This is a genomic window from Pseudonocardia sp. NPDC049154, assembly GCF_040648315.1.
In the GTDB taxonomy this organism is placed as follows: Bacteria; Actinomycetota; Actinomycetes; order Mycobacteriales; family Pseudonocardiaceae; genus Pseudonocardia.
In genome coordinates, this window is the sequence record NZ_JBEZDN010000037.1 from 23,893 (window position 1) to 47,861 (window position 23,969).

The 23,969-nt window shown below is 75.2% G+C and carries 23 protein-coding genes and 1 pseudogene; 12 read left to right on the forward strand and 12 right to left on the reverse strand.

Annotation, left to right across the window (positions count from 1 at the left end):
- Positions 1-68 precede the first annotated feature (68 nt).
- Both AB0B41_RS19220 and AB0B41_RS19225 read right to left on the reverse strand, forming a co-directional pair.
- Positions 69-626 (reverse strand): annotated as a pseudogene (locus AB0B41_RS19220) (NAD(P)-binding domain-containing protein); the annotation flags it as partial.
- 31 nt (positions 627-657) lie between these two features.
- On the reverse strand, positions 658-1,434 hold the full coding sequence (locus AB0B41_RS19225) for a Crp/Fnr family transcriptional regulator (RefSeq protein ID WP_358204948.1): 777 nt from the start codon (positions 1,432-1,434) through the stop codon (positions 658-660).
- A gap of 103 nt (positions 1,435-1,537) precedes the next feature.
- Here AB0B41_RS19225 and AB0B41_RS19230 point away from each other — a divergent pair, with 103 nt between their 5' ends.
- Positions 1,538-2,881, forward strand: coding sequence for an AarF/ABC1/UbiB kinase family protein (locus AB0B41_RS19230; RefSeq protein WP_358204950.1), 1,344 nt, complete (start codon positions 1,538-1,540; stop codon positions 2,879-2,881).
- Positions 2,882-2,883: 2 nt separating this feature from the next.
- Here AB0B41_RS19230 and AB0B41_RS19235 read toward each other — a convergent pair whose 3' ends face one another.
- Both AB0B41_RS19235 and AB0B41_RS19240 read right to left on the reverse strand, forming a co-directional pair.
- Complete coding sequence (locus tag AB0B41_RS19235) at positions 2,884-3,996, reverse strand: MFS transporter (protein WP_358204952.1); 1,113 nt, start codon at positions 3,994-3,996, stop codon at positions 2,884-2,886.
- Positions 3,997-4,133: 137 nt separating this feature from the next.
- Entirely contained in the window at positions 4,134-5,321 is a 1,188-nt protein-coding gene (locus AB0B41_RS19240) for an MFS transporter (protein ID WP_358204954.1), read from the reverse strand.
- 173 nt (positions 5,322-5,494) lie between these two features.
- On the opposite strand from AB0B41_RS19240, the gene AB0B41_RS19245 reads away from it, so the two are divergent.
- The gene (locus tag AB0B41_RS19245) at positions 5,495-6,367 is read left to right on the forward strand and encodes a hypothetical protein (protein ID WP_358204956.1); all 873 of its coding nucleotides are present in this window, start codon (positions 5,495-5,497) and stop codon (positions 6,365-6,367) included.
- A gap of 129 nt (positions 6,368-6,496) precedes the next feature.
- On the opposite strand, the gene AB0B41_RS19250 is transcribed toward AB0B41_RS19245, so the two are convergent.
- Positions 6,497-7,507, reverse strand: a complete 1,011-nt coding sequence (locus AB0B41_RS19250; protein WP_358204958.1) for a thiamine-phosphate kinase — start codon at positions 7,505-7,507, stop codon at positions 6,497-6,499.
- 90 nt (positions 7,508-7,597) lie between these two features.
- Here AB0B41_RS19250 and AB0B41_RS19255 point away from each other — a divergent pair, with 90 nt between their 5' ends.
- Complete coding sequence (locus AB0B41_RS19255; protein WP_358204961.1) at positions 7,598-7,834, forward strand: Lrp/AsnC ligand binding domain-containing protein; 237 nt, start codon at positions 7,598-7,600, stop codon at positions 7,832-7,834.
- 79 nt (positions 7,835-7,913) lie between these two features.
- A complete protein-coding gene (locus tag AB0B41_RS19260; RefSeq protein WP_358204963.1) occupies positions 7,914-8,444 on the forward strand; it encodes a DUF3515 domain-containing protein in 531 nt (176 codons plus the stop codon).
- Between the two features lie 87 nt (positions 8,445-8,531).
- On the opposite strand, the gene AB0B41_RS19265 is transcribed toward AB0B41_RS19260, so the two are convergent.
- Positions 8,532-9,656 carry a D-alanine--D-alanine ligase family protein gene (locus tag AB0B41_RS19265; RefSeq protein ID WP_358204966.1) on the reverse strand — a complete coding sequence of 375 codons (1,125 nt, stop codon included), beginning with the start codon at positions 9,654-9,656 and terminating at the stop codon, positions 8,532-8,534.
- A gap of 127 nt (positions 9,657-9,783) precedes the next feature.
- Complete coding sequence (locus AB0B41_RS19270) at positions 9,784-10,668, reverse strand: oxaloacetate decarboxylase (protein ID WP_358204968.1); 885 nt, start codon at positions 10,666-10,668, stop codon at positions 9,784-9,786.
- Between the two features lie 50 nt (positions 10,669-10,718).
- On the opposite strand from AB0B41_RS19270, the gene AB0B41_RS19275 reads away from it, so the two are divergent.
- Together AB0B41_RS19275 and AB0B41_RS19280 are read left to right on the forward strand one after the other, a co-directional pair.
- Positions 10,719-11,150 carry a TIGR03618 family F420-dependent PPOX class oxidoreductase gene (locus AB0B41_RS19275; protein ID WP_358204971.1) on the forward strand — a complete coding sequence of 144 codons (432 nt, stop codon included), beginning with the start codon at positions 10,719-10,721 and terminating at the stop codon, positions 11,148-11,150.
- Between the two features lie 229 nt (positions 11,151-11,379).
- A complete protein-coding gene (locus tag AB0B41_RS19280; RefSeq protein WP_358205027.1) occupies positions 11,380-13,956 on the forward strand; it encodes an MFS transporter in 2,577 nt (858 codons plus the stop codon).
- A gap of 67 nt (positions 13,957-14,023) precedes the next feature.
- Here AB0B41_RS19280 and AB0B41_RS19285 read toward each other — a convergent pair whose 3' ends face one another.
- Both AB0B41_RS19285 and AB0B41_RS19290 read right to left on the reverse strand, forming a co-directional pair.
- Entirely contained in the window at positions 14,024-14,368 is a 345-nt protein-coding gene (locus AB0B41_RS19285) for a nuclear transport factor 2 family protein (protein ID WP_358204973.1), read from the reverse strand.
- A gap of 66 nt (positions 14,369-14,434) precedes the next feature.
- Complete coding sequence (locus AB0B41_RS19290) at positions 14,435-15,802, reverse strand: PLP-dependent aminotransferase family protein (RefSeq protein ID WP_358204976.1); 1,368 nt, start codon at positions 15,800-15,802, stop codon at positions 14,435-14,437.
- An 80-nt stretch (positions 15,803-15,882) separates the two neighbouring features.
- On the opposite strand from AB0B41_RS19290, the gene AB0B41_RS19295 reads away from it, so the two are divergent.
- A complete protein-coding gene (locus tag AB0B41_RS19295) occupies positions 15,883-16,542 on the forward strand; it encodes a pyridoxamine 5'-phosphate oxidase family protein (RefSeq protein ID WP_358204978.1) in 660 nt (219 codons plus the stop codon).
- Positions 16,543-16,611: 69 nt separating this feature from the next.
- On the opposite strand, the gene AB0B41_RS19300 is transcribed toward AB0B41_RS19295, so the two are convergent.
- Entirely contained in the window at positions 16,612-17,151 is a 540-nt protein-coding gene (locus AB0B41_RS19300; RefSeq protein WP_358204980.1) for a TetR family transcriptional regulator, read from the reverse strand.
- 45 nt (positions 17,152-17,196) lie between these two features.
- Here AB0B41_RS19300 and AB0B41_RS19305 point away from each other — a divergent pair, with 45 nt between their 5' ends.
- The 5 genes from AB0B41_RS19305 to AB0B41_RS19325 are packed head-to-tail and all read left to right on the forward strand — an operon-like array spanning position 17,197 to position 22,811.
- Positions 17,197-17,706 carry a GNAT family N-acetyltransferase gene (locus AB0B41_RS19305; protein WP_358204982.1) on the forward strand — a complete coding sequence of 170 codons (510 nt, stop codon included), beginning with the start codon at positions 17,197-17,199 and terminating at the stop codon, positions 17,704-17,706.
- Positions 17,707-17,717: 11 nt separating this feature from the next.
- Positions 17,718-19,817, forward strand: coding sequence for a prolyl oligopeptidase family serine peptidase (locus AB0B41_RS19310; RefSeq protein WP_358204985.1), 2,100 nt, complete (start codon positions 17,718-17,720; stop codon positions 19,815-19,817).
- A complete protein-coding gene (locus AB0B41_RS19315; protein WP_358204987.1) occupies positions 19,814-20,803 on the forward strand; it encodes a mechanosensitive ion channel family protein in 990 nt (329 codons plus the stop codon). Before AB0B41_RS19310 ends, AB0B41_RS19315 begins: the two co-directional genes overlap by 4 nt.
- Positions 20,800-21,183: a globin gene (locus AB0B41_RS19320; RefSeq protein ID WP_358204989.1), complete on the forward strand. Its 384-nt coding sequence runs from the start codon at positions 20,800-20,802 to the stop codon at positions 21,181-21,183. Before AB0B41_RS19315 ends, AB0B41_RS19320 begins: the two co-directional genes overlap by 4 nt.
- A gap of 38 nt (positions 21,184-21,221) precedes the next feature.
- Positions 21,222-22,811 carry a glycoside hydrolase family 13 protein gene (locus tag AB0B41_RS19325; RefSeq protein WP_358204992.1) on the forward strand — a complete coding sequence of 530 codons (1,590 nt, stop codon included), beginning with the start codon at positions 21,222-21,224 and terminating at the stop codon, positions 22,809-22,811.
- Positions 22,812-22,882: 71 nt separating this feature from the next.
- On the opposite strand, the gene AB0B41_RS19330 is transcribed toward AB0B41_RS19325, so the two are convergent.
- A complete protein-coding gene (locus AB0B41_RS19330; RefSeq protein ID WP_358204994.1) occupies positions 22,883-23,527 on the reverse strand; it encodes a hypothetical protein in 645 nt (214 codons plus the stop codon).
- Positions 23,524-23,961, reverse strand: coding sequence for an acyl-CoA thioesterase (locus AB0B41_RS19335; protein ID WP_358204996.1), 438 nt, complete (start codon positions 23,959-23,961; stop codon positions 23,524-23,526). Before AB0B41_RS19335 ends, AB0B41_RS19330 begins: the two co-directional genes overlap by 4 nt.
- Between the last annotated feature and the right edge of the window lie 8 nt (positions 23,962-23,969).

Here is a 23,969-nt window from a genome sequence, read left to right on the forward strand (position 1 = left end):
AACCCGCTCTCGGCGAGCCACTCGACGGTCTCCCGCCCGGCGTGCCGGGCGGGGGCGCGACCGGCGCGAGAGGTCGCGAGGACGACCCGCCGTCCGGCGTCGAGCAGCTCCTCCGCGATCTGGTAGCCCGACTGTGCGCTGCCCACGACGAGCACCGCGCCGGGAGGCAGCAGCTCCGGGCGGCGGTAGGCCGCCGCGTGGAGCTGGAGGATCCCGGACGGCAGCAGCCCGGCGGCGCGGGGTGTGCGGGGGACGTTCTCCCCGCCCGTGGCCACGACGACGGTGCGCGCGTGCACGTGCCCGTCGCCGGTGCGGAGCAGCCACCCGCCGCCGTTCGGCGCCAGGGAGGTCACCGGGACCTGCTCGCGCACGGGACACCGCGCGGCCAGGTGCTCCAAGCGCCGGCACACCTGAGCGGCGGTCAGGTACGAGCCCGCCGGCTGCGCGCCGAGCATCGGGTTCATCCAGCCCGGGTTGTTGAGCCGCAGCGAGTCCCATCGCTGCGTGCACCAGGTCCGGCCGGCGACGCCTCGCTCCAGCACCACGTGGTCGATCCCGCGGTGGCCGAGCGCGATGCTGGCCGCGAGTCCGGCCGGGCCCGCTCCGATGACCACACAGTCATCCATCCCGAGACCGTAGGCGGGTGGTCGTCGCCGGTCAGGGACCTGAGTTCCACCCGTCCGGCGGCCGGAGGGCCTCCGCCGACAGGCGCTCCGGCGCCAGGATCCGGACGCCGTGACGGCCGGTCTCGAGCACCCCCTCCCGGCGCAGCTCGCGCAGCGTGCGGACCACCACCTCCCGGACGGTGCCCACGGCGTCGGCCAGCTCCTGCTGGCTGATCGGGGCGACGAGGTCGGGACCCCGCTGGCACTGCGCGGCGAGGTCGAGCAGGTGCCGGCCGACGCGTTGCCGGACGGTGGAGAAGGCCGACCCGCTGATCTCCGCGGCGAAGGCCGTGGCGCGCTCGCTCAGCTCGTGCAGGAGCGCCCGGGCCACCCGGACGTCCCGGTCGGCGAGCCCGCGGACCACCCCCGGCCGGATCGCCAGCAGCTCCGAGTCGACCACCGCCTGGGTCGTGACCGGCATGACGAACGGCTCGGCGTAGAGGGACAGGGTCCCGATCAGCGCACCCATCGGGCAGTACCTGACGGTGAGCGTGCGGCCGTCGGGCGCACTCGCGTGCACCCGCACCAGACCCCGCACGACCAGTTCGACGTGGCGCTCGTCCTCGCCGACGCGGTGCATCGTGTCGCCCGCCGACACACCGACGCAGCGCGCGCCCGCCAGCAGCTCGCCGGTGAGTCCGGGAGGCAGCCCGCGCAGGTGCGAGGCGGCGAGGGCCGCCCTGACCCGCCCGTCCAGCGGCCCCGTGGCGCCGTCCACCACCACGAACGGGGCACGGTACCCACCTCCCGGCCACCCGCCCACGGGCATGACGCCCCACGGTCGGGGAACGCGGGCTCGGACGGGACCGGGTGCCGCCGTGCGCTCCCGCCGCGTGACAGTAGGGTCACCGTGGGTCGCGGGGAGGGGTGTGATGGCGGACGAGAGGGCGGACCGGGGCGTCCCCCGCAACGGGTTCGGCCGTTCCGCGCGGCTCGCCTCGCTGCCCCTCACGTTCGCCGGCCGGGCCGTCAGCGGATGGGGTCGCACCCTCGCCGGGGCCGACGCGGACGAGGTCACCGCCACCACCCTCGCCCGCAACGCCGAACAGCTCTTCGCCGTGCTCGGCTCGCTCAAGGGCGGGGCGATGAAGCTCGGGCAGGCGCTGTCGGTCTACGACGCCATGATCCCCGCCGAGATCGCCGGGCCGTACCAGGAGGCCCTGGCCAAGCTCCAGACGTCGAGCCCGCCGATGCCGGTCGCGGACGTCCACCGGATGCTCGCCGAGCAGCTGGGCCGCGGCTGGCGGGAGCGGTTCGCGGAGTTCGACGACGAGCCGCGCGCCGCCGCGAGCATCGGCCAGGTGCACCGGGCCGTCTGGCGGGGGTCGAACGGCCGGCCCCGGGACGTCGCCGTCAAGGTGCAGTACCCGGGCGCCGACCTCGCCCTCGACTCCGACCTGCGCACCCTGGAGCGGTTCTCCCGGCTGTTCGGGGCGATCTTCCCTGCGCTCGACGCCCGCGCCCTGGTCCGCGAGCTGCGCGAGCGGACGATGGAGGAGGTCGACTACCGGCTCGAGGCGGACCGCCAGCGCGCCTTCGCGGCAGGCTTCGCCGACTGGCCGGGCCTGCGCATCCCGCGGGTGGTGGCGTCGGCGCCGAAGGTGCTGGTCACCGAATGGCTCGACGGGTTCCCGCTGCGGGAGCTGCTCGGCGGGCGCGGCACCGAGGCGGACCGGGACCGGTTCGGGCACACCGTCGTCGAGACGATGTTCGCCTCGCCCGCCCGGGTCGGGCTGCTGCACGCCGACCCGCACCCCGGCAACTTCCTCGTGCTGGCCGACGGCAGCGGGCTCGGCATGATCGACTTCGGGGCCGCCGCGACCCTGCCGGACGGGATCCCGCCGGTGCTCGTGCGGATCCTCAGGCTCACCGCGGAGCAGGACTCCGACGGGCTCGACCGGCTCCTGCGCGCCGAGGGCTTCCTCGCTCCCGGGGCCGAGACGGCCGACGTCCTCCGCTGGGTGGGCGCACTGGCCGACCCGCTGCGCGTCGAGACGTTCCACTTCACCGAGGCGTGGATCGCGCGGCAGGGCGCCCGGGTGGCCAACCCGACCAACCGGGCCTACCGCGACACCGGCCGCGCGCTGTCCTTCCCGCCCGAGTACGCGCTGGTCATGCGGGTGCTCTCGGGGTGGATGAACATCCTGGCCCGGCTCGACTGCACCGTGGCAGCCCGCGGCCTCGTGGAGCGGTGGGTGCCCGGCTTCGCCGGCTGAGCTCACGCGCGCCGCAGCAGCCACCACACCGCCGGGGCAAGGGCCAGCAGGCCGACGGCGACCGCCGGCGTCCCGCCGAGGCCCCAGGTCGCGAACACCGCGAGCGCGACGACCTCGGTGCCGAGCGCCGAGACCGAGGTCGACGTGGCGCGGGCCCGGCCCGAGAGCCGCTCCTGCACCCGGGTGTCCGTGACGACCTGGGCGCACTGCTGCAGGGCGTAGTACGCGCCGAGGGCGGCCAGGCCGACCGCTCCCCCGTGCCCGGCCGCCAGCAGCGCGGCGGCGGCCAGGAACAGCAGCGTCGCGAGCCCGCGCCCGCGCAGGACGCCGGCCCGCCCGCCCAGGGCGGCACCGGCCGCGCCGGCGAGGGCGACCAGCACCAGGAGACCGGGCACGGCGACGAGCGCCACCGCCTCCTGCTGTCCGACGATCAGCGGGAAGTACTCCTCCAGCGCGTCGACCCCGCCGACCAGCGCGGCCGCGAGCAGGGCGCCCCGGACCGCACGGCTGCCGACGGCCTCGGCGAGCCCCGCGCGCAGGGTCTGCCAGTAGGTGAGGTCCTCGGCGGGCTCGTCCGGCTCGTCCTCGTCCGCGTCGTCCTCGGGCGGACCCGCGCGCGGCGGGTCGGGGAACGCGAAGGTCAGGACGGCGGCGGCCAGGCAGGTCCCGACGCTCACCCAACCGACCAGCGCGTACCCGCCGGTCGCGACGAGGACGGTCGCGGCGGCCGCCGAGGGCACCTGTACGGCGTGCCCGGCCGCCGTGACGAGGCCGCGGACCCCCGCGTACCGGTCGGCCGCGTCCGCGGCGCTCAGGACCTCGTAGACCAGTGCCTCGACCGTGCCGCTGTACAGTGAGGTCCCCACTCCCCACACGACGAACCCCGCAGCGAACCCGGGGAAGCCGGGCGCGAGCAGCCACAGCGCGTAGGCCACGGCCTGCAGGACCCCGCCCGCGGCGAGCACCTGCCGCCGGGAGAACCGGTCGGACAGGGCACCCGACGGCACCTCCGCGACCAGGCCCGTGACCGACCAGACCGCGAAGAGCGCGGAGATCTCCGCCCCGGACATGCCGTGCTCGGCGAAGAAGAGCGCGTAGAGGGGGTAGAGCGGCACGGCGTCGGCGAGCAGGGCCCAGCCGACGACGAGGCGCGCCGGACCGCGGGCGGCCGGCGGCAGGGGGCGGGACGTGCGTCAAAGGAAGGGCACGGCGGCAGCGTAGCGGCGCCGTCCGTGCGTCGTGCCCGGATTTCTCAGGGGCTCCTGGGGGCGGCCTCGCGCCGGTGGTCGCCGATCCCGATCGTCGCGACGATCTGCAGCAGCGCGGCCCCGAGCAGCACCAGGAGCGCCGCGGCGTAACCGTGCGTCAGGTCGACGAGCACGCCCATCAGCAGCGGCCCCAGCCCTGCGACGGTGTACCCGACGCCGAGGGCGAGCCCGCTCGTCGCCGCGCTCGCCGCCGGATCGGGGGTCCGGTGTGCGATCACCGACAGTCCGAGCGGGAAACCTGCGCCGCAGCCGATCCCGATCAGCGCGACCCACAGCCACGGGCCCACCAGCGGCGGCTCGGGCAGCAGCACCATCCCCAGCACCGCCACGACCACGCACGACGCCATGAGCAGCGCCCACCGCCGGAAGTGCCCGGACCGGTCGGCGAGGGTCGGCACGATCAGCGCCGACGGCATCTGCGCCACGCTCCACACCGCGATGAGCAGGCCGGCGGTGGCGGGGCTCCAGCCGCGGTCGACGTAGGCCGGCGCGACCCAGGTCAGCGAGCCGTAGACGGTGAGCGACACCCCGGACTGGTACATCGCGGTGAGGCGGGCGAAGGGGTCGCGCCAGGGCAGCCGGCGCGGGGTCGTCGCCGATCCGTTGCGCGCGCCGGCGTCGCCGCGCATGATCGCGGCCCAGACGGCGACGGCCAGCAGGGCGGGCACCGCCCACAGCGCCAGGGAGTACGACCAGCCGCCCAGCGCGACGGCCACCGGCACGGCCAGGGCACTGACGATCGTCGACCCCAGCATCATCGCGACGACGTACGCGCCGCTCACCGCGCCCGCCCGGGCGGCGAGCCGCTCCTTCACCACCGCGGTGAGCAGCACGCCCGCGACGCCGATCCCCAGGCCGATCACCAGCGTCCCGGCGAAGAGGGCGGCCAGCGCCGGGACCCCGCGGACCAGGCTGCCGAGTGCGACCAGCCCGACCGACCCGCCGAGCGCCCGCACGGCCCCGAACCGGGCCCCGACCCGCGGACCGATCAACGAGCCGACGGCCATCGCGAGGATCGCGCCGGTCTGCGCCGCCCCCGCCGTGCCGGCGGCGATCCCGAGGGCCTCGCGCACCTCGCCCAGCAGCGGCGGGTAGGCGGACAGCGCCGCCCGCAGGTTCAGCGACAGCGCGAGCAGGCCGACCAGGACGAGCGACGCGGACCGTGCGTTCACCGCTCCTGCGTACCCGACCGCCCGCCCGCCCGCCGCCCCTGTGAGTGGCGATAGTCGCTATGGCGACTATCGGCACTCACAACCCGGGCCGGTGCCCGTGCGTGGTCGACCGGTCGCCGGGTGAAGTGCCGCCACCGCGTAACGGGGTCGCGCGCGGGCCCGATAGCCGGGCCGTGAGCAAGTCGGGACGCAGCACCGCCGAGGAGTCGGCAGCATCGGGCACGCCGGCGAGCGCCACGGACGAGCCCGGGGTCCGGCCCGCCGAGCGCACCACCTACCTGCGGGTCCGTCCCAGCCCGCGCCCCCGCACCACCCCCGCCGCGGACGCGCGCGACACGCCCGCGGCGGGGGCTCCGGTGCAGCCGGTGGACGCGGGCGAGGCCGCCACGGCGGCCGTCGAGCCCTCCGAGGAGCCGGCGGGTGTGCCGGCCGCCGTCGCGGACGACGCCGAGGAGCCGACGGCGCCGGAGGTCGAAAAGGCCGGCGCGGAGGAGGAGCCGACCGAGGGCCGCGCCGTCGCGGACGACCAGGCTGCCGAGGTGCAGGCAGACGAGGCGCAGGCCGACGAGCCGGGGACCGGAGATCTCGTCGCGGAGCCTTCGGACCCGGCCGGCGCGGCGGAGCCCGATGCGGAGGCGGGAGCGTCGCGGATCGAGCCCGCGGCGCAGGGCGACGAGCAGCCGGACGTCGAGGAGCCGGCTGACGAGGCGGGAGTGCAGCCGGAGGCGGCGCAGGTCGCGGCTCCCGCCGGGCCCGACGAGCCGTCGGACCTGGAAACGACCGTCGAGCTGGCCCACACGGACGCCGACACCGGATCGAGGCCGACGCCCGCCCCGCGCCCGAGGCCTTTCCGGACGGTCCCTGTCTCCTCCGGCCCGTCGACCAAGGTGCTGCAGCCGATCTCCTCGCCTCCCGCGCCCGCGACCATCCCCGCCCTGCCGATCGCGCCCGCCGACCCCGCGGACCGCCCGTTCGCGAACCCGCAACGCTCCGTGCCGGGCAAGCCGGACACCCTGTTGCGGAGGCTCTTCCGCCGCCGGAGCTGAGCGCGCCGCGGTGCAGCAGCCGCACCACAGCGGCTCCTGCACCACACGGCGCGACCGATCCCGTTCGCCGACGCGACCCCGGCTCGCACAGCGACGTCACCCCTCACCGCGCCGCCGCGCGTCTCGCCCTCAGGTGAAGTGCTCCCACCCGGGCGCACCGGCGTGGGGCTCGCCGTCGACGACCACGCCCTCCCCCTCGAGGACCTCGCCGATCTCGACGAAGCCCGTGGGCAGCGTGGTGCCGGCCGGGAAGGTCGCGGCCAGCGCGTGGTCCTCCCCACCGGTCAGCATCCAGTCGACCGGGTCCACGCCGAGCGCCGACGCCACCTCAGCCAGCCGGCCCGGCACCTCGAAGGCGCTGCGGCGCAACCCGATCCGCACCCCCGAGTCCGCGGCGACGTGCCCGAGGTCGGCGAGCAGGCCGTCGGACACGTCGATCATCGCGGTGGCGCCGGCGAGCGCGGCGGCGGGCCCGGCGCCGTAGGGCGGGGTGGGGGCGCGGTGGGCGTCGACGACCGCGCCCGGCGACCGGAAGCCGCGGGTCAGCACGGCGAGCCCGGCGGCAGCCCAGCCGATCCGCCCGCACACGGCGACGACGTCGCCGGGCCGGGCGCCGTCACGAGTCACCGGGGCCCGCCCCTCCAGCGAGCCGAGCGCGGTCACCGAGACCACGAGCGTGGGCGAGGAGGCGACGTCGCCGCCCACCAGTCCGACGCCGACGACCTCGGCCTCGGCCCACATCCCGGCCGCCAGCCCCTCGAGCGTCTCGACGGGGGTGTCGCGCGGCGCGGCGAGCCCGACGAGCAGGCCGGTCGGCACCGCCCCCATCGCCGCGACGTCGGCCAGGTTGGCCGCGACCGCCTTGCGCCCGACGTCCTCCGGCGCGGACCAGTCGAGCCGGAAGTGCACACCCTCGACGAGGACGTCGACACACGCCACGGCCCGACCGTCCGGCTGGGCCACGACCGCGGCGTCGTCGCCGGGGCCGAGCAGCGTCGCGGGCGGCTGGACCCGGTCCCGGGTCACGCGCGCGATGAGCCCGAACTCCCCGATCGTGGCCAGTGCGGGCGTTTCGTCTGCTTCGCTCGGTGTGTCGCTCGCCTCGGTGGCCCCCGACGGGGTGCGCGACGATGGGGACACGGGCTCTCCTCAGGTACGTTGCCTTCCGACTTTCCCGTCGGACGCCGTCCGGCGGGTCTCCAAGCCAAGCAGAACCGGAAGGGGCACGCCGTGGTGCAGGCCTACATCCTCATCCAGACCGAGGTCGGCAAGGCGGCGGCGGTCGCCGCCGAGATCGGCGCCATCTCGGGCGTCGTCACCGCCGAGGACGTCACCGGACCCTACGACGTCATCGTGCGCGCCGAGGCCGCCGACGTCGACGAGCTGGGCCAGCTCGTCGTCGCGCGGGTGCAGGGGGTCTCGGGGATCACCCGGACCCTGACCTGCCCGGTGGTCAAGCTGGGCTGAGCGGAACCGCCCGGAACCGAGCACGTCCATGTCCTCCCCGACCAGTCCGAGGCACGGCCCCGACCTGCGACGACCGGCGGTGGTCCTCGCGATCGCGCTCCCGGTCCTGCTCGCGCTGGTCGTGGCCGGGCTCGGGATCGCGGCGCGGGCCGGGGCGTTCGACGCGCCAGACCCCGCCCCGGAGACGGGCCCGCTCGCCCTCGCGCCGGTCGACGCCCCCGACGCGTCCTCCCCCGCCTGCACGAGCCTGCTCGCGGCGCTGCCCGCCGACCTCCCCGGCGACCCGGCGTTCCCCACCCGGCCGCTCGCCGAGCCCGTGCAGCCCGGGGCGCGCGCGTGGGCGGCCGCGCCGCGACCGGTGGTGCTGCGCTGCGGTCTCCCCCGCCCGCAGGAGCTCACGCCGACGTCCGGTCTCACGGACGTCAACGGCGTCAGCTGGCTCACGCTCTCCGACGGCACCCCGCAGCCGACGCTCGTCACGTACGTGGCCGTCGACCGCGGGGTCTACGTCGCGCTCACGACGCCCACCGCCGTCGGCACCGGTCCGGTCCAGGCGGTCTCCGACGCGATCGCCCGCACGCTCCCCCGCACCGACATCGCCGTCCGCTGACCGCAGGTCCCGACTCGCGCTGCAGGAACTCCCGACTCGCGGACCAACCCCCGCGAGTCGGGAGATGTGGACCCGCGAGTCGGGAGCTCAGCGCAGGCCGGTGCCCCGGGCGAGGGCGGTGTCCACCAGCGTGGCGAGCAGCGTGGGGTAGTCGACGCCGGTGTGCGCCCACATCCGCGGGTACATCGAGATGGGCGTGAAGCCGGGCATGGTGTTGACCTCGTTGACGGTCAGCTCCCCGCCCTCGCCGACGAAGAAGTCCACGCGGGCCAGGCCTTGGCAGTCCAGGGCGCGGAAGGCGCCGATCGCCGTCTCCCGAAGCCGCTCGGCGACGGCGTCGTCGAGCTTGGCGGGGATGTCGAACTCGCAGACGTCGTCGAGGTACTTGGCCTCGAAGTCGTAGAACTCGCTGGCCCCGCCGACGAGCCGGATCTCGGCGGGCACCGAGGCGCGCAGCGTGCCGTCGGGCAGCTCCAGCACCCCGCACTCCACCTCGCGCCCCACGATCGCGGCCTCGACCAGCACCTTCGGGTCGTGCACCCGGGCGGTGGCGATCGCGGCGTCGAGGTCGGCCCAGTCGCTCACCTTGGTGATGCCGACGGACGACCCGGCCCGCGCCGGCTTGACGAACACGGGCAGCCCGAGCCGCTCGCGCTCGTCGGGCGACAAGGTCCGCGCCTGCGGCCGGAGCACCACGAGGTTCCCCGCCGGGAGCCCCTCGGCGGCCAGGAGCTTCTTGGTGAACTCCTTGTCCATCCCGGCGGCGCTGGCGAACACCCCGGCGCCCACGTAGGGCAGCCCGGCCATCTCGAGCAGGCCCTGGATGGTGCCGTCCTCACCGAACGGGCCGTGCAGCACCGGGAAGACGACGTCGACGCCCGCGAGCACCTCGCCCGCGCGGCCCGGGTCGAGTCGCAGCAGGCCGCCCCGGGTCGGGTCGCCGGGCAGCGCGAGCGCCGTGGCGGTGGCGTCGACCTGCGGGAGCGCACGGTCCCGGATGCGCAGGGCCGCCGGGTCGTCCGTGCCGAGGACCCACGCGCCGTCGGGCGCGATCCCGACCGGCACGACGTCGAACCGCTCGCGGTCGAGATGGGTCAGCACGCTGCCCGCCGAGACGCACGAGATCGCGTGCTCGGAGCTGCGTCCGCCGAAGACGACGGCCACCCGGATCCGGTCGAGGCGGGACGCGGACTCGCTCGCGGGCACGCTCATGACCGGGGAGCGTAGGCGGGCGGGCCACCGGCCCGCCGCATGCCCCGCCGAACCCCCGGCCCCGTACCGGCGAGCGGCGCTCTCGTTCACACCTGTTGAACGAGAGCGCCGCTCGCTCGCACAGGGCTCAGCGGAAACGCTGCTCCAGCTCCCGCACCTCGGGCAGGCCGACGAGGGAGGTGAACTCGTCGAAGGCGGGCAGGCCGGGCAGCGCGGCCTGCGGCGTCCCGTCCTTGCGCAGGGTCTCCAGCAGCGACCGGATGCCGGCGGTGGCCGCGAGCAGCGTGCCGATCGGGTAGATGACCAGCCGGAACCCGAGCTCGGTCATCCGCTCCAGGCTCAGCGGCGGGGTCTTCCCGCCCTCCGCCCAGTTGAAGACGAGGGGGGCGATGCCGGCGAGCTCGCCGGCGATCCGCTCGATGTCCGCCTCGGCGGTGGGCGCCTCGACGAACAGCAGGTCCGCTCCGGCCTCGCGGAAGGCCTTCGCCCGCGCGATCGCCGCGTCCACACCTTCGACGGCGACGGCGTCCGTCCGCGCGATGATCAGGAACCCCGGGTCGCGGCGGGCCTCGGTGGCCGCGCGGATCTTCCCGAGCATCTCCGGCAGCGGCACGATCTCCTTGCCGCTCATGTGGCCGCACTTCTTGGGCGTGACCTGGTCCTCGAGCTGGATCGCGGCGACGCCGGCCTGCTCGTAGGTCTGCACCGTGCGCAGGACGTTGATCGCGTTGCCGTAGCCCGTGTCGCCGTCGGCGATCACCGGCACGTCGACGGCCGCGACGATCCGGCGGGCGTTGTCGGCCATCTCGGTGCCGGTCAGCAGGCCGACGTCCGGGCGTCCGAGCAGGCTCGCCGTCGTCCCGAAGCCGGTCATGTAGACGGCGTCGAAGCCCGCCTGCTCGACGAGCCGGGCGGAGAGGGCGTCGTAGGCGCCGGGGGCGACGAGCGGGGCGGGCCCGGAGAGCAGGTCGCGCAGCCGTGCGCGGGGAGCTGTGGACAGCAGGTCGGACATGCCACGAGCGTGACACAGGTTCGTCGGTGACCGGGTCCACACTGAGGTGCATGAGCGTGGATGTGGAAGCGGCCCGGCGGATCGTCGGGCAGGAGCACGGGCTCGCGTCGGTCAGCGTGGTGCGGGAGGACGGCACCCCGCACTCGTCGCTCGTCAACGCCGGGGTGCTCGAGCACCCGCGGACGGGCGCACCGGTGGTCGGATACGTCACGTACGGACGCGTGAAGCTGCGCAACCTGCAGGCGCGGCCGGCCACGTCGGTGCTGTGGCGGGCGGGATGGCGCTGGGCCGCGGTCGACGGCACGAGCGAGCTGATCGGCCCGGACAACAGCGATCCCGAGGAGCTGCGGCTGCTGCTCCGGGCGGTGTTCACCGCGGCCGGCGGCACGCACGACGACTGGGAGACCTACGACCGCGTGATGCGCGAGGAAGGCCGCGTCGCGGTTCTCGTCACCCCGACGAAGGTCTACGGCAACGCCTGAGTCTCACGCAGTGTGGTCGCTCGACTCCACTGTGGGACATCACACCCCCGGTCGCGGAACTTCGCGCTCGACCGTGGCACGCCGAAACGGTTAGCCTGAGACAACTAATCGTCGTCCGTGGGGAGAGACCGTGCCGGCCGAGCAGGCTGCCGTCATCGACCGACCGGGGGAGGTCCGCGACCCCGGCCCCGGCTACAAGTGGATCGCGCTGTCCAACACCACGCTGGGCATGCTCATGGCCACGATCAACTCGTCGATCGTGCTGATCGCGCTGCCCGACATCTTCCGCGGGATCGGGATCAACCCGCTGGAGTCGTCGAACACCAGCTACCTGCTGTGGATGATCATGGGCTTCCTGGTCGTCACCGCGGTGCTCGTGGTCGGCTTCGGCCGGCTCGGCGACATGTTCGGCCGCGTCCGGATGTACAACCTCGGCTTCGCCGTCTTCACGATCTCGTCGATCCTGCTGGCCGTCACCTGGCAGCAGGGCGACGCCGCCGCGATCTGGCTGATCGCCTGGCGCATCGTGCAGGGCATCGGCGGCGCGTTCCTCATGGCGAACTCGAGCGCGATCCTCACCGACGCGTTCCCGGTCAACCAGCGCGGGCTCGCCCTGGGCATCAACGGCGTCGCCGCGATCGCCGGCTCCTTCCTGGGCCTGGTGATCGGCGGCCTGCTGGGCCCGGTGAACTGGCACCTGGTGTTCGTCGTGTCGGTGCCCTTCGGCCTGTTCGGCACCTTCTGGGCCTACTACAAGCTGCACGACAACGGCCGCCGCGTGCGGGCGAAGATGGACTGGTGGGGCAACATCACCTTCGCGGTGGGCCTCATCGTGCTGCTGATCGGCATCACCTACGGCATCCAGCCCTACGGCGACAGCGTCATGGGCTGGGGCAGCCCGATGGTGCTGAGCTGCATCATCGGCGGGATCGTCGTGCTGGTGATCTTCGGGATCATCGAGACGAAGGTGGCCTCGCCGCTGTTCGAGCTCTCGCTGTTCCGCAACCGCGCCTTCACCCTCGGCAACCTCGCGAACCTGCTCGCCTCGCTCGGCCGCGGCGGGCTGCAGTTCGTGCTGATCATCTGGCTGCAGGGCATCTGGCTGCCGCAGCACGGCTACAGCTTCGAGCAGACGCCGCTGTGGGCCGGCATCTACATGCTGCCGCTGACCGTCGGCTTCCTCGCCTCCGCGCCACTGTCCGGGATCCTGTCGGACAAGTGGGGCGCCAAGTGGTTCACCACCGGCGGCATGGTGATCACCGCGGTCAGCTTCGTCCTGCTGGAGATCCTGCCGGTCAATTTCGACTACTGGGCCTTCGCGGTCATCCTGCTGGTCAACGGCATCGGCATGGGCCTGTTCGCCTCGCCGAACCGGGCCGAGATCATGAACAGCCTGCCGGCCGACGCCCGCGGTGCCGGCGCGGGCATGACGGCCACCTTCCAGAACGCCGCGATGGTGCTGTCGATCGGCTTCTTCTTCAGCCTGATGATCGCCGGCCTGTCCACGCACCTGCCGACGGTCATGGAGACCGGCCTGGTGCAGAACGGCGTGCCGACGGCGGACGCCTCGCGCATCGCGGACCTCCCGCCGGTCGGCGTGCTGTTCGCCGCGTTCCTCGGCTACAACCCGATCCAGGAGCTGCTCGGCGGCGTCCTCGACCGGATCCCGGTCGACCAGGCGAACTTCCTCACCGGGCGCAGCTTCTTCCCGAACCTGATCTCGCAGCCCTTCTCCGAGGGCCTCACCGCGGCGTTCTGGTTCGCCGTCGCGGCCTGCGTGGTCGCCGCGGTCGCGTCGATCTTCACCGGGCGCCGGCAGGCGTCCCCGGTCCCCGAGACCGTCGGCGCGGAGCTGGCGGCCGAGGGCGGCGAGCTGGTCGACACCGAGGAGCGGACCGACACCGCGACCTCGCCGCTGCCCACCGTGGGTCCGGCCGTCGGGAGCGCCGCGCTCGCCGGCTTCGCCGGAGCCGCCGAGGCGGTCCCGGAGGCGGGCACCGTCGTCGGCTCGCTGCGCACCCCGCACGGCACCGCCATCCCGGGCGGCGTCGTGACGGTCACGGCGCCCGACGGGCGGCAGGTCGGCCGCGCCGAGGTCGACCAGGGCGGCACCTACGCCCTGCACGGCCTGCCCAGCGGCACGTACATGGTGGTCGCGACCGCGCCGGGCTTCCGGCCCGAGGTCGCCACCGTGGCGCTCAACGGCAAGGGCGCGGCCCAGGACTTCGACCTCAGCGGGGACGGCGCGGTGCACGGCCTGGTCCGCGCGGGCGACCGGCCGGCGCCGCAGGTCTCGGTGCTCGCGCTCGACGGCACTGGCCGGCTCGTCGGCCGCGCCGTCACCGCGGAGGACGGGCGCTTCCGCCTCGACGGCATCCCGGTCGGCACCACCACCGTCACCGCGACCCTGGCCGGGCACGAGCCCAAGGCCACCACGGTGCACGTGACCGCCGAGGGCGCCACCCCCGTCGAGCTGGTGCTCGACGCCGGGGGCGGGCTGGGCGGCACGGTCACCGGGCCGGACGGGCGCCTCCTGCCCGACGCGCTCGTGACCGTGGTCGACGGGGCGGGCGAGGTCGTCGGCACCGCCACGAGCGGCGCGGACGGCCGGTTCACGGTCCCGCGGGTCGTGCCGGGCACCTACACCGTGACCACCAGCGTGCACCTGCCCGCGGTCATGCGGGTGGAGCTGTCCGGTGCCGGCACCACGGACGTCGAGCTGCGGCTCGGCGCCGTCGGCGCGGCCGCCGAGCCGGCCGAACCCGCCCGGCAGGCCCAGCGCAACACCCCCGTCGCCGGGGACTGACACCCACCACACGCCACCGGCCCGCGTCCCGAGGGGAGGCGGGCCGGTGGTGTGCGGGGACCGGACGTCAGCGGGGCTGGGGCGTGAACCGGGCGGTCTGCGCGACGATCAGCCCGTCGCGCACCACCACGGTGTCGATGCCGTCGGACACGGTCGCGACGTCGGACTCCAGCCCCCATTCCAGGAGGATCACCCCGTCGGCCTCGGTGACCGACTTCTCGGTGAACACGCAGTTCGGCATCTGCTCGATCAGCCCGCCGAAGGCCTGGCGCAGCGCCTCGTGCCCCTGCAGCGCGGCGCCCGGGGTGATCAGCACGGCGTCGGGGGCGTAGTCGGTGAGGATCGCGTCCACGTCGTGCGCGTTGAGCGCCTTGAGGTGGTCGGTGAGGACTTCGACGGGGGTGCGCGTCATCGCGGTCGCCTCTCGCTCCGGTGCGGGAACTCCGCGCGCGAGACTAACGACCGTTCGACAGCCCTGTCAGCCCTCCGAGCCCCGTCCGTCGAGCACCGCGGCCAGGACCGGCAACGCGGCGGCGAACTCGGCGCGCGTCGACCCGGCGTACCCGATCACGATCCCGCCCGGCGCCCCCGCGCCCGCGTACCGCTCCAGCACCTCGAGGCCCACCCCCCGGTCGGCCGCCGCGGCCTGCACGGCCCGGGCGGTGGCCGCGTCGGGCAACGGGACGAGGACGTGCGCGCCGGCCCGGTCGCCCCGCAGCGACACGCCGGCCAGCGCCTCGACCAGCAGCCGGCGGCGCTCCCCCAGCTCGCGGCGCAGCCGGCGCAGGTGCCGGGCCAGGTCGCCGGAGGTGGCGAAGGCCGCGAACACCCGCTGCCCCGCCGGCGCGGGCCGCGACCCGGTCCGCTCCCGGCGCTCCGCCACGGCCGCACGCACCGCGGGCGGCGCGACCAGCCAGCCGACCCCGAGCGTCGGCGTGAGGATCTTGCTGGCCGTGCCGACGTGCGCGACGACGTCCGGGCCGAGCGCGGCGAGCAACGGCAGCGGGGCGACGTCGTAGCGCAGCTCGCCGTCGTAGTCGTCCTCGATCACCAGGAGGCCCTCGGCCCGCGCCCGCTCGACCAGCGCGATCCGTCGCGCGGCCGGCATGCGCCCGCCGACCGGGAACTGGTGCGCCGGGGTGCAGTAGACCGCGGCGAGGCCGGCGGGCAGGTCCTCGACCCGCAGCCCCTCGTCGTCGACCGGCACGCCGACGACCTCGAGCCCGGCCGCCGCCAGCGCGTCGGCGGCCCGCCGGTACCCCGGCTCCTCCACCGCGACCCGCGCCCCCTCCGGCAGCACCCTGGCCAGCTCCGCGGTCGCGCCCGTGCTCCCGCCGGTGGCCAGGACCTCGCCGGGACGCGCGACGAGCCCGCGGTGGCGCAGCAGGTGCTCGCCGACGGCGGCGCGGAAGCCGGGCAGGCCGGCGTACCGGGGCAGCAGGTCGGGCTCGGGCTCCGCCGCCGCGCGCCAGGCCCGCCGCCAGGCGGCCCGGTCCAGGACCTCGGTGCACGGGGTACCGGGGCGCAGCTCGATGCGCGGCCGCTCGTCCGCGGGCTCGGTGCGCGGCTCGGGACCCGGGGCCGGACCGGCCGCCGGGACCGCGGTCACGAAGGTGCCGGCGCCGACCCGGCCCTCGACCCAGCCCTCGGCCAGGAGCTGGTCGTACGCGGCGGCCGTCACGGTGCGGCTGACCCGCAGGACGGCGGCCAGCTCCCGGGTCGACGGCAGCCGGTCCCCCGCCCGGAGCGCCCCGCCCGCGGCCGCGGCGCGCAGCGCGTCGGCCAGCTGGGCGGCGAGCGGCTCGGGGCCGGCGCGGTCGAGGTGCAGCGGCGGCAGCTCGGTCACGATCGACACGGCAGTGGCCTTCCGGAAACGAGGTGGAGTGGCCGTTCCAGGATGCCACCTCCGGACCCAGACTCGAGGTCGTGAGCGACGCCGTGAGCACCACCCTGTCCCCCACCCCGCGCAGCACCGTCGGCCGCCACCGCGAGCGCGGGGCCACGGACCGGGCCGCGCTGTACGACGTCCTCGACCACGGCCTCGTCTGCCACCTCGCGCTGGTCCGCGACGGCGCCCCGGTCGTGCTGCCCACCGGCTACGGCCGCATCGGCGACACCCTCTACGTGCACGGGTCCTCCGGCGCGCGCTGGCTGCGCGAGGGCGGGATCCCGGTGTGCGCGACCGTCACGCACCTCGACGGGATCGTCTACGCCCGCTCGGCCTTCCACTTCTCGATGAACTACCGCAGCGCCGTCGCGCACGGCACCGCGCGGCTGGTCACCGAGGAGCCCGAACGCACGGCCGCGCTGCGGGCGATCGTCGAGCACCTCGCGCCCGGCTCCTGGGACTACACGCGCCCGCCCACCCGCCGCGAGCTGGCCGCCACCGCCGTGCTCGCGCTGGACCTCGACGAGGCCAGCGTGAAGATCCGCACCGGACCGCCCGCCGACGACCCGGAGGACCTCTCGCCCGAGGTCTGGGCCGGCGTCGTCCCGCTGACCAGCACGTTCGGCACTCCCCGGCCCGACCCGCACGTGCCCGCCGACGCCCCCGTCCCCGCGCACGTCACGACCCGCACCCCGTGAGCGGCGACTGCCCCTAGAGGGGCAGTCCGCACTCACGACCCCGGACGACCTGCCGGAACCCGCCTCGGTTCAGCCCAGTCGTGCGGCGTGCGCCGCCACTGCCGCGCCCGTCCGTTGCGCGTCGCCCGTGGCCAGCAGGTCGAGCAGGGCGCCGCGCAGGACGGCGAGCGCCGCGGTGGCGGCGGGCTCGGGCAGCACCCGGCCGAGCACCACCAGCCAGTCCCGCACCGTGGCCTCCGCGAACCCCGCCCACGGCCCCTCCGGCTCGACGAGCGCGCGCCCGTAGCCCTCGACCCACAGCCGCAGCAGGTCGCGGTGCGCGGGCGCGGCGAGCCACTCCCACAACGACCGCAGCAGGCCGGGTGCGTCGCCCTCGGGCAGGTCGGCGAGCAGGGCGAGCTCGGCGGCGCGGGCGCGCCCGAGCAGGGCCCGGACCAGCCCGTCCTTCGACCCGAAGAGGTAGAGCAGCACCCGCGGGCTGCTGCCGACCTCCCGGGCGAGCGGGCGCAGCGACAGGTCGGCGAGCCCGTGCCGCAGCACGTACGCGTACGCCGCCTCCAGCAGCTCCTCCCGCCGCGGCGAGCCCGCCCCTTGCCCTTCTCCGGTCATCGCGTCATCCTGCACTGAAACACTCGTTTCAGTCGAGGAGGGGTGATGGCCGCGGTCGAGATCCGCGAGATCGGCAGGCCCGGCGACCTCGGGTGGGTCGTGGGCGCGCACGGCGAGCTGTACGCGGCGGAGTACGGCTGGGACGCGAGCTTCGAGGCCCTCGTCGCGCGGATCGTGGCGGACTTCACCCCCGGTCCCCGGGAGCGCGGCTGGATCGCCGAGCTCGACGGCCGCCGCGCCGGCTGCGTGCTGTGCGTCGCCGGGCCGGACCCGGACACCGCCGTGCTGCGGATCCTGCTCGTCCACCCCGACGCCCGCGGGCACGGGCTCGGCCGCCGGCTCGTTGCCACGTGCGTCGACTTCGCGCGGGAGCAGGGCTACGCCACGCTGCGGCTCTGGACCAACGACGTCCTCGACGCGGCCCGCCGCCTCTACCTCGACGCCGGCTTCCGGCTCGTCGGCGAGGAACCGCACCACAGCTTCGGCAGGGACCTGATCGGGCAGGACTATGTGCTGTCCCTGGGGCCCGGCGGTCACACCCGGGTGGTCACGTAACCTCCGATCGTGTGAGCACGCCGCCCTATCCCGTGGCTCCCCGCCTCGCTCTCGTCGAGGAGCTCCACGGGCGCCCGGTCGCCGATCCGTACCGCTGGCTCGAGGATCCGGAGGACTCCCGGACCCGCGAGTGGTCGGCGGCGCAGGACGAGCTCGCCCGCGGCCGGCTCGACGCCCTGCCCGGCCGCGAGGTCCTCGAGTCGCGGCTCCGCGAGCTGCTCTCCGCCGGCTCCGTCTCGGTGCCGCTGTGGCGGGCGGGGCGGGCGTTCTTCTCCCGCCGCGAGCCGGGTCAGGAGCACGCGGTGGTGTATGTCCGCGAGCCCGACGGGGCCGAGCGCGCGCTGCTCGACCCGATCGCCCTCGACCCGACCGGCCTGACCACGCTCGACACGTGGGTGCCGGACCTGGAGGGCAACCGGATCGCCTACCAGGTCTCGCACGGCGGCGACGAGCAGTCCGTCCTCTCCCTGCTCGACGTCGCGACCGGCGAGGTCGTCGAGGGCCCGATCGACCGGTGCCGCTACTCGTCCGTGGCGTGGCTGCCCGGCGGCGCCGAGTTCGTCTACGTGCGCAAGGTCGCCCCCGGCGAGGTCGCGGACGGCGAGGAGGACTTCCACCGGCGCATCTGGCGGCACCGCGTCGGCACCCCGGACACCGAGGACGAGCTGGTCACCGGCCCGGGCCTGTACGAGGACCACACCTACTACGGCGTCCGGGTCTCCCGCGACGGCCGCTGGCTGGTCGTGACCGCCAACGTCGGGACCGCCCGCCGCGACAGCGTGTGGATCACCGAGCTGGGCGACGGCAAGACCCCGGAGCTCGTCCCGATCCTCACGCAGGCGGACGACGTCCAGGCCACCTGCTGGGTCGAGCGCGACGGCCGCCTCTACATCCACACCACGGACGGGGCGCCGCGGTGGCGGCTCGCCGTCACCGACCCCGCCACACCGCAGCGCGAGCACTGGCACGACCTCGTCCCCGAGGACCCCGGCTCGGTGCTGCAGGCGGTCCGCTGGCTCGAGCCCGCCCCGGGCAGCGACGACGCGCCGCGGCTCGTCGTCGCCCGCGCCCGGCACGCGGTGGCCGAGCTGGCCCTGCACGCCGTCGACGGCACCCCGGCCGGGGAGATCCCGCTGCCCGGCACCGGCTCGCTCACCGGCCTCACGGTCGCCGACCGGGACACCCCGGACCGCTACGGGCAGGTCTGGATCGGCTGGACCGACCTGGTCACGCCGCCGCAGGTGCACCGGTACGAGCGGGGCACCACGGTCCTCGAGGCCACCGCGCCCGGCCAGGTCGAGCTGCCCGTCGTGCGCTCCGAGCTGCGCGAGTTCACCTCGAAGGACGGCACCACCGTCCGGATGTTCGTGGTCACCCCGGGCGAGGGGGACGGCCCGTGGCCGGTCCTCATGACCGGCTACGGCGGCTTCTCGATCGCCCGCGAACCGGCGTACACGTCCTCGGCGCTGGCGTGGGTCGCCTCGGGCGGGGCGTACGCGCTGGTCGGGCTGCGCGGCGGCAGCGAGGAGGGCGAGGCCTGGCACCTCGCCGGCAACCGCGCGAACAAGCAGAACGTGTTCGACGACTTCCACGCGGCCGGTGAGGCCCTGGTCGCCGCGGGCACGACCACGCCGGCGCAGCTCGGCATCCAGGGCGGCTCGAACGGCGGGCTGCTCGTCGGGGCCGCGCTGACCCAGCGCCCGGACCTGTACGCCGCCGTCGTCTGCTCGGCGCCGCTGCTGGACATGGTCCGCTACGAGCTGTTCTCCCTGGGCCGCACCTGGAACGACGAGTACGGCACCGCCGACGACCCCGAGCAGCTCGGCTGGCTGCTCTCGTACTCGCCGTACCACCACGTCCGCGAGGGCGTGGCGTACCCGGCCACCCTCTTCACCGTCTTCGAGTCGGACACCCGCGTGGACCCGCTGCACGCCCGCAAGATGTGCGCGGCGCTGCAGCACGCCACCACCGGTGACCTGCTCGGGCGCCCCGTCCTGCTCCGACGTGAGACCGACGTCGGGCACGGGGCGCGCTCGATCTCGCGCACCGTCGCGCTGTCCGTGGACACCCTGGCCTTCCTGGCCTTCCACACCGGTCTGGAGCTGACGTGACCCCTCTGCAGGACGCCGTCGACGCCCTGCCCCTCGCCGAGCCGCCCGCCTGCGCCGCGCAGGCCGGGACCTGGTGCGCGCGGTTCTACGAGTGGACCAACAACGACTTCCTGGCCAGCTCGGCCGACGTCGTGGTCAACGGCACGATCAAGATCGTCCTGATCGTCGTGGTCGCGTTCGTGGCGCGGCACCTGCTGCACCGCGCGATCACGCGCGTTGTGGAGGGCGCGTCGAACGGCGGCCTCTCCAAGGTGCTCGGCCGCGCGCCCAGGCGGATCCGCACCACCCCGCTGATCTCGCAGCGGCGCATCCAGCGCACCCGGACCATCGGCTCGGTGCTGCGCTCGATCACCTCCGCGGTGATCCTGCTGATCGGCGCGGTGATGATCCTCGCCGAGTTCGGCGTGGCGCTCGGGCCCATCCTGGCGTCGGCCGGGATCGTCGGCGTCGCCGTGGGTTTCGGCGCACAGAACCTGGTGCGGGACTTCCTGTCGGGCATGTTCATGCTGCTCGAGGACCAGTACGGCGTGGGCGACATCGTCGACCTCGGCGAGGCCAGCGGCACGGTCGAGGCGGTCGGGCTGCGCATCACCACGATCCGGGACGTGCAGGGCACCGTCTGGTACGTGCGCAACGGCGAGATCCTGCGCGTGGGCAACAAGAGCCAGGGCTACGCCGTGGCCGTGGTCGACCTGCCGCTCGCGCACTCCGCGGACATGGCGGAGGTCTCCGAGCTGGCCGGGCGGGTCGCCGCCGAGCGCGTCGCGCAGGAGGACATCGCCGAGGACGTGCTGGAGGACCCGGAGGTCCTCGGCGTCGAGAAGGTGACCGCGGAGGGCGCCACCCTGCGGCTCACCGTCAAGGTCAACCCGGGCAAGCAGTGGGCCGTGCAGCGCGCGCTCAACGCCGCCATCACGGACGCGTTCGACGACGAGGGCGTCCCCCGGCCCGTGCCGCTCGGCCTCGGGGGGAGACTGGGCACGTGACCGCACCACAGAACTTCTACGCGGAGGTGGGGGGCGACAAGGTCTTCCACCAGATCGTCCACCGCTTCTACGAACAGGTCGCCGAGGACGAGATCCTCCGTCCGCTGTACCCGGAGGAGGACCTCGGCCCGGCCGAGGACCGCCTGCGGATGTTCCTCGAGCAGTACTGGGGCGGCCCCCGCACCTACTCCGAGCAGCGCGGACACCCGCGCCTGCGGATGCGGCACTTCCCGTTCACGATCGGGCCGATCGAGCGCGACGCGTGGCTGCGCTGCATGCGCGTGGCCGTCGACGAGTCCGACCTCGGCGAGGCCCATCGCGCCCAGCTCTGGCAGTACCTGGAGTACGCCGCGGCGAGCATGGTCAACTCCGGCTTCTAGCTAGGGGCCGGCGCGTCCGTTTGGCATGATGGTGTCCCGTGCGGCGCGACGGGCAGTGGTGGGCGGAGGCCGTCGTCTACCAGGTCTACGTCCGCAGCTTCGCCGACTCGGACGGCGACGGGGTCGGCGACCTCGCGGGCGTCCGCAGCCGGCTCGGGTACCTCGAGCTCCTTGGGGTCGACGCCCTCTGGCTGAGCCCCGTCAACCCCTCGCCCGGCGTCGACCACGGCTACGACGTGACCGACCCGCGCGAGGTCGACCCGCTGCTCGGCACCCTCGACGACCTCGACGGGCTGATCACCGACGCGCACGCGCACGGCCTGCGCGTGATCGTCGACGTGGTGCCCAACCACACCTCGGACCAGCACGAGTGGTTCCGGGCCGCGGTGTCGTCGGCGCCCGGGAGCCCCGAGCGGGCCCGCTACCACTTCCGCCCCGGCCGGGGCGAGCGCGGCGAGCAGCCGCCGAACAACTGGCAGAGCGTGTTCGGCGGGCCGGCGTGGACCCGGCTCACCGTGACGGACGAGGACGGCACGAGCCGGCCGGACGAGTGGTACCTGCACCTGTTCGCCCCCGGCCAGCCGGACCTCGACTGGGAGAACCCCGAGGTCTGGGCGGACCTGGAGAAGACGCTGCGGTTCTGGTGCGACCGCGGCGTCGACGGGCTGCGGATCGACGTCGCGCACGGCATGGCGAAGGCCGCCGGGCTGCCGGACGACCGGCGGCAGCCGGGCTGGACCCCGGTGTCCGACGAGCTCGTCGACCCGCGCTTCGACCAGGACCCGGTGCACGACGTGCACCGGGTGATCCGCGCCGTGCTCGACCACTACCCGGACCGCGTGGCCGTCGGCGAGGTCGGCGCGGTGCGCGACGACGCCCGGTGGGCCTGCTACGTCCGCCGGGACGAGCTGCACCTCGCCTTCCACTCCGCACTGCGGGACGCGGCCTTCGACGCCGTCGCGGTGCGCGAGGCGATCGACCGCACGCTCGCGGCCGCGGGTTCGGCCGGTGCGCCCGCGGTGTGGACCCTGTCGAACCACGATCTCGTCCGCCCCGCCACCCGCTACGGCGAGGGCGCCGCCGGCCGCGCCCGGGCTCGGGCGATGGCGCTGGTCGCGCTGGCCCTGCCCGGGACGGCGTACCTCTACCACGGCGACGAGCTCGGCCTCCCGGACGTCGAGCTCCCCGCCGATGCGCGGCAGGACCCGACCTGGGAGCTGTCCGGGCACACCGTCCCCGGCCGCGACGGCGCCCGCGTGCCGCTCCCGTGGGAGGGCGAGGGCCCCGGCTACGGCTTCACCACCGGCACGCCGTGGCTCCCGATGCCGGAGGAGTACGGGGCGCTCACCGCCGCCGACCAGCTCGAGGACCCGGACTCCACGCTGTCGCTGTACCGGCACGCCCTCGAGCTGCGCCGCAGCCACCCCGCCTTCCACGGCGACCAGGTCGAGTGGTTCGGGGCCCCGGCGGGCTGTCTCGCCTTCCGCCGCACCGGCTCCACCCTGGTCTGCGCGCTCAACGCCGGCGACCGGGCCGTCCCGCTCCCGCCCGGCGACGTCCTGCTCACCAGCGCCCCGCTCACGGACTGCGGCGAGCTCCCCCCGGACACGGCCGCCTGGCTCGCCTGACCCGGGAGCGCCCACTGCCCCTAGGGCGTCGGTTCCCGCTCACGACCCCCTCTGAACTGCGCAGACGCCCGTCAGGTCAGCAGGGGCAGCGTGGTGATCCGCCGCCGCACGACGGCGCCGAACCGGGCGTCGAGCCGCATCCACGAGCCCGTCGCGGAGACGCGCACGATCGGCTCCGGCCCCTCGCCGGCACCGGTGTCGGCGCCGCCGAGGAACCCCATTCCGGACAGGGCGAACAGCGCCCGCATCGGCACCGAGACCGTGCCCGGGACGTCGCCGGAGACCGTCAGCACGGTCTGGTCGAGCAGCGAGGCCGGCGGCCCCATCGGACCGCCGTGCTCCCGTGCCAGGGCCAGCCCGCGCTCGGTCAGCGCCTCCAGCTCCCGCGCGGGGACGTCCTCGAGCCGCGTCCAGCCCTCGTCCGGCGGCAGCGTGCCCGTCCAGAACCCGGCGGCCCCGCCGAGGTCGACCTCCTCCGACCGGTCCACGGCCAGCGCCGTGAGCAGGGCGGACCCCTGGAGGGTGACGTCCTCCGGCTCCATCTCCGCGGCGACCGAGCGGGTGGCGAGCGCCTCGAACGGGGTCGGGGCCCAGGCCGTCACCCGGCCGCGCGCGGAGCGCAGCCGCACCGGCGCGGACTCGTCGAGGCGGACCAGCCGGGCGGTGAACGCGCCGAGGTCCGCGCGCTCGGACGGATCGGCGAACCGGAGGCTCACGACACCGCCTCGCTCGCCTCGGGGGCCCAGCGCAGCAGGAAGGCCTTCTCCTCGACGGTGAGCCGGCGCGGCCGCTGCCCGTCCAGGTCGAACAGCGCCATCCGGGTCTCGGCCTCGATCGCGACGGGATCGGACTCGGCGGGGCCCGCGCGCATGACGTAGTCGATCGTGAACGACGCGGCCCGCACGTCCCGCACGGTCATCTCGACCCGCAGGTCGTGCGCCCGGTACGGGATCTGCCGGCGGTACTCCACGCCCAGCCCGGCCACCAGCAGCCCGGCCGCGAAGGTGTCGACGCCCTCCGCGGCGGCCGCGGTGAACATCAGGTCGATGCGCGCCTCCTCGAGGAGCGTGACCGCCCGGGCGTGGTTCAGGTGCCGGTAGGAGTCCTGGTCGGTCCAGCGCAGCGGGACCTGGGCGACGTAGCGGGCCACGCGCCCAC

Excerpts from the sequence above, each read along its gene's own strand:
- AB0B41_RS19225 (WP_358204948.1), bottom strand. The coding sequence starts at position 1,434 with ATGCCCGTGGGCGGGTGGCCGGGAGGTGGGTACCGTGCCCCGTTCGTG.
- AB0B41_RS19230 (WP_358204950.1), top strand. The coding sequence starts at position 1,538 with ATGGCGGACGAGAGGGCGGACCGGGGCGTCCCCCGCAACGGGTTCGGC.
- AB0B41_RS19265 (WP_358204966.1), bottom strand. The coding sequence starts at position 9,656 with ATGAGCGTGCCCGCGAGCGAGTCCGCGTCCCGCCTCGACCGGATCCGG.
- AB0B41_RS19270 (WP_358204968.1), bottom strand. The coding sequence starts at position 10,668 with ATGTCCGACCTGCTGTCCACAGCTCCCCGCGCACGGCTGCGCGACCTG.
- AB0B41_RS19275 (WP_358204971.1), top strand. The coding sequence starts at position 10,719 with ATGAGCGTGGATGTGGAAGCGGCCCGGCGGATCGTCGGGCAGGAGCAC.
- AB0B41_RS19280 (WP_358205027.1), top strand. The coding sequence starts at position 11,380 with ATGCTCATGGCCACGATCAACTCGTCGATCGTGCTGATCGCGCTGCCC.
- AB0B41_RS19285 (WP_358204973.1), bottom strand. The coding sequence starts at position 14,368 with ATGACGCGCACCCCCGTCGAAGTCCTCACCGACCACCTCAAGGCGCTC.
- AB0B41_RS19300 (WP_358204980.1), bottom strand. The coding sequence starts at position 17,151 with ATGACCGGAGAAGGGCAAGGGGCGGGCTCGCCGCGGCGGGAGGAGCTG.
- AB0B41_RS19305 (WP_358204982.1), top strand. The coding sequence starts at position 17,197 with ATGGCCGCGGTCGAGATCCGCGAGATCGGCAGGCCCGGCGACCTCGGG.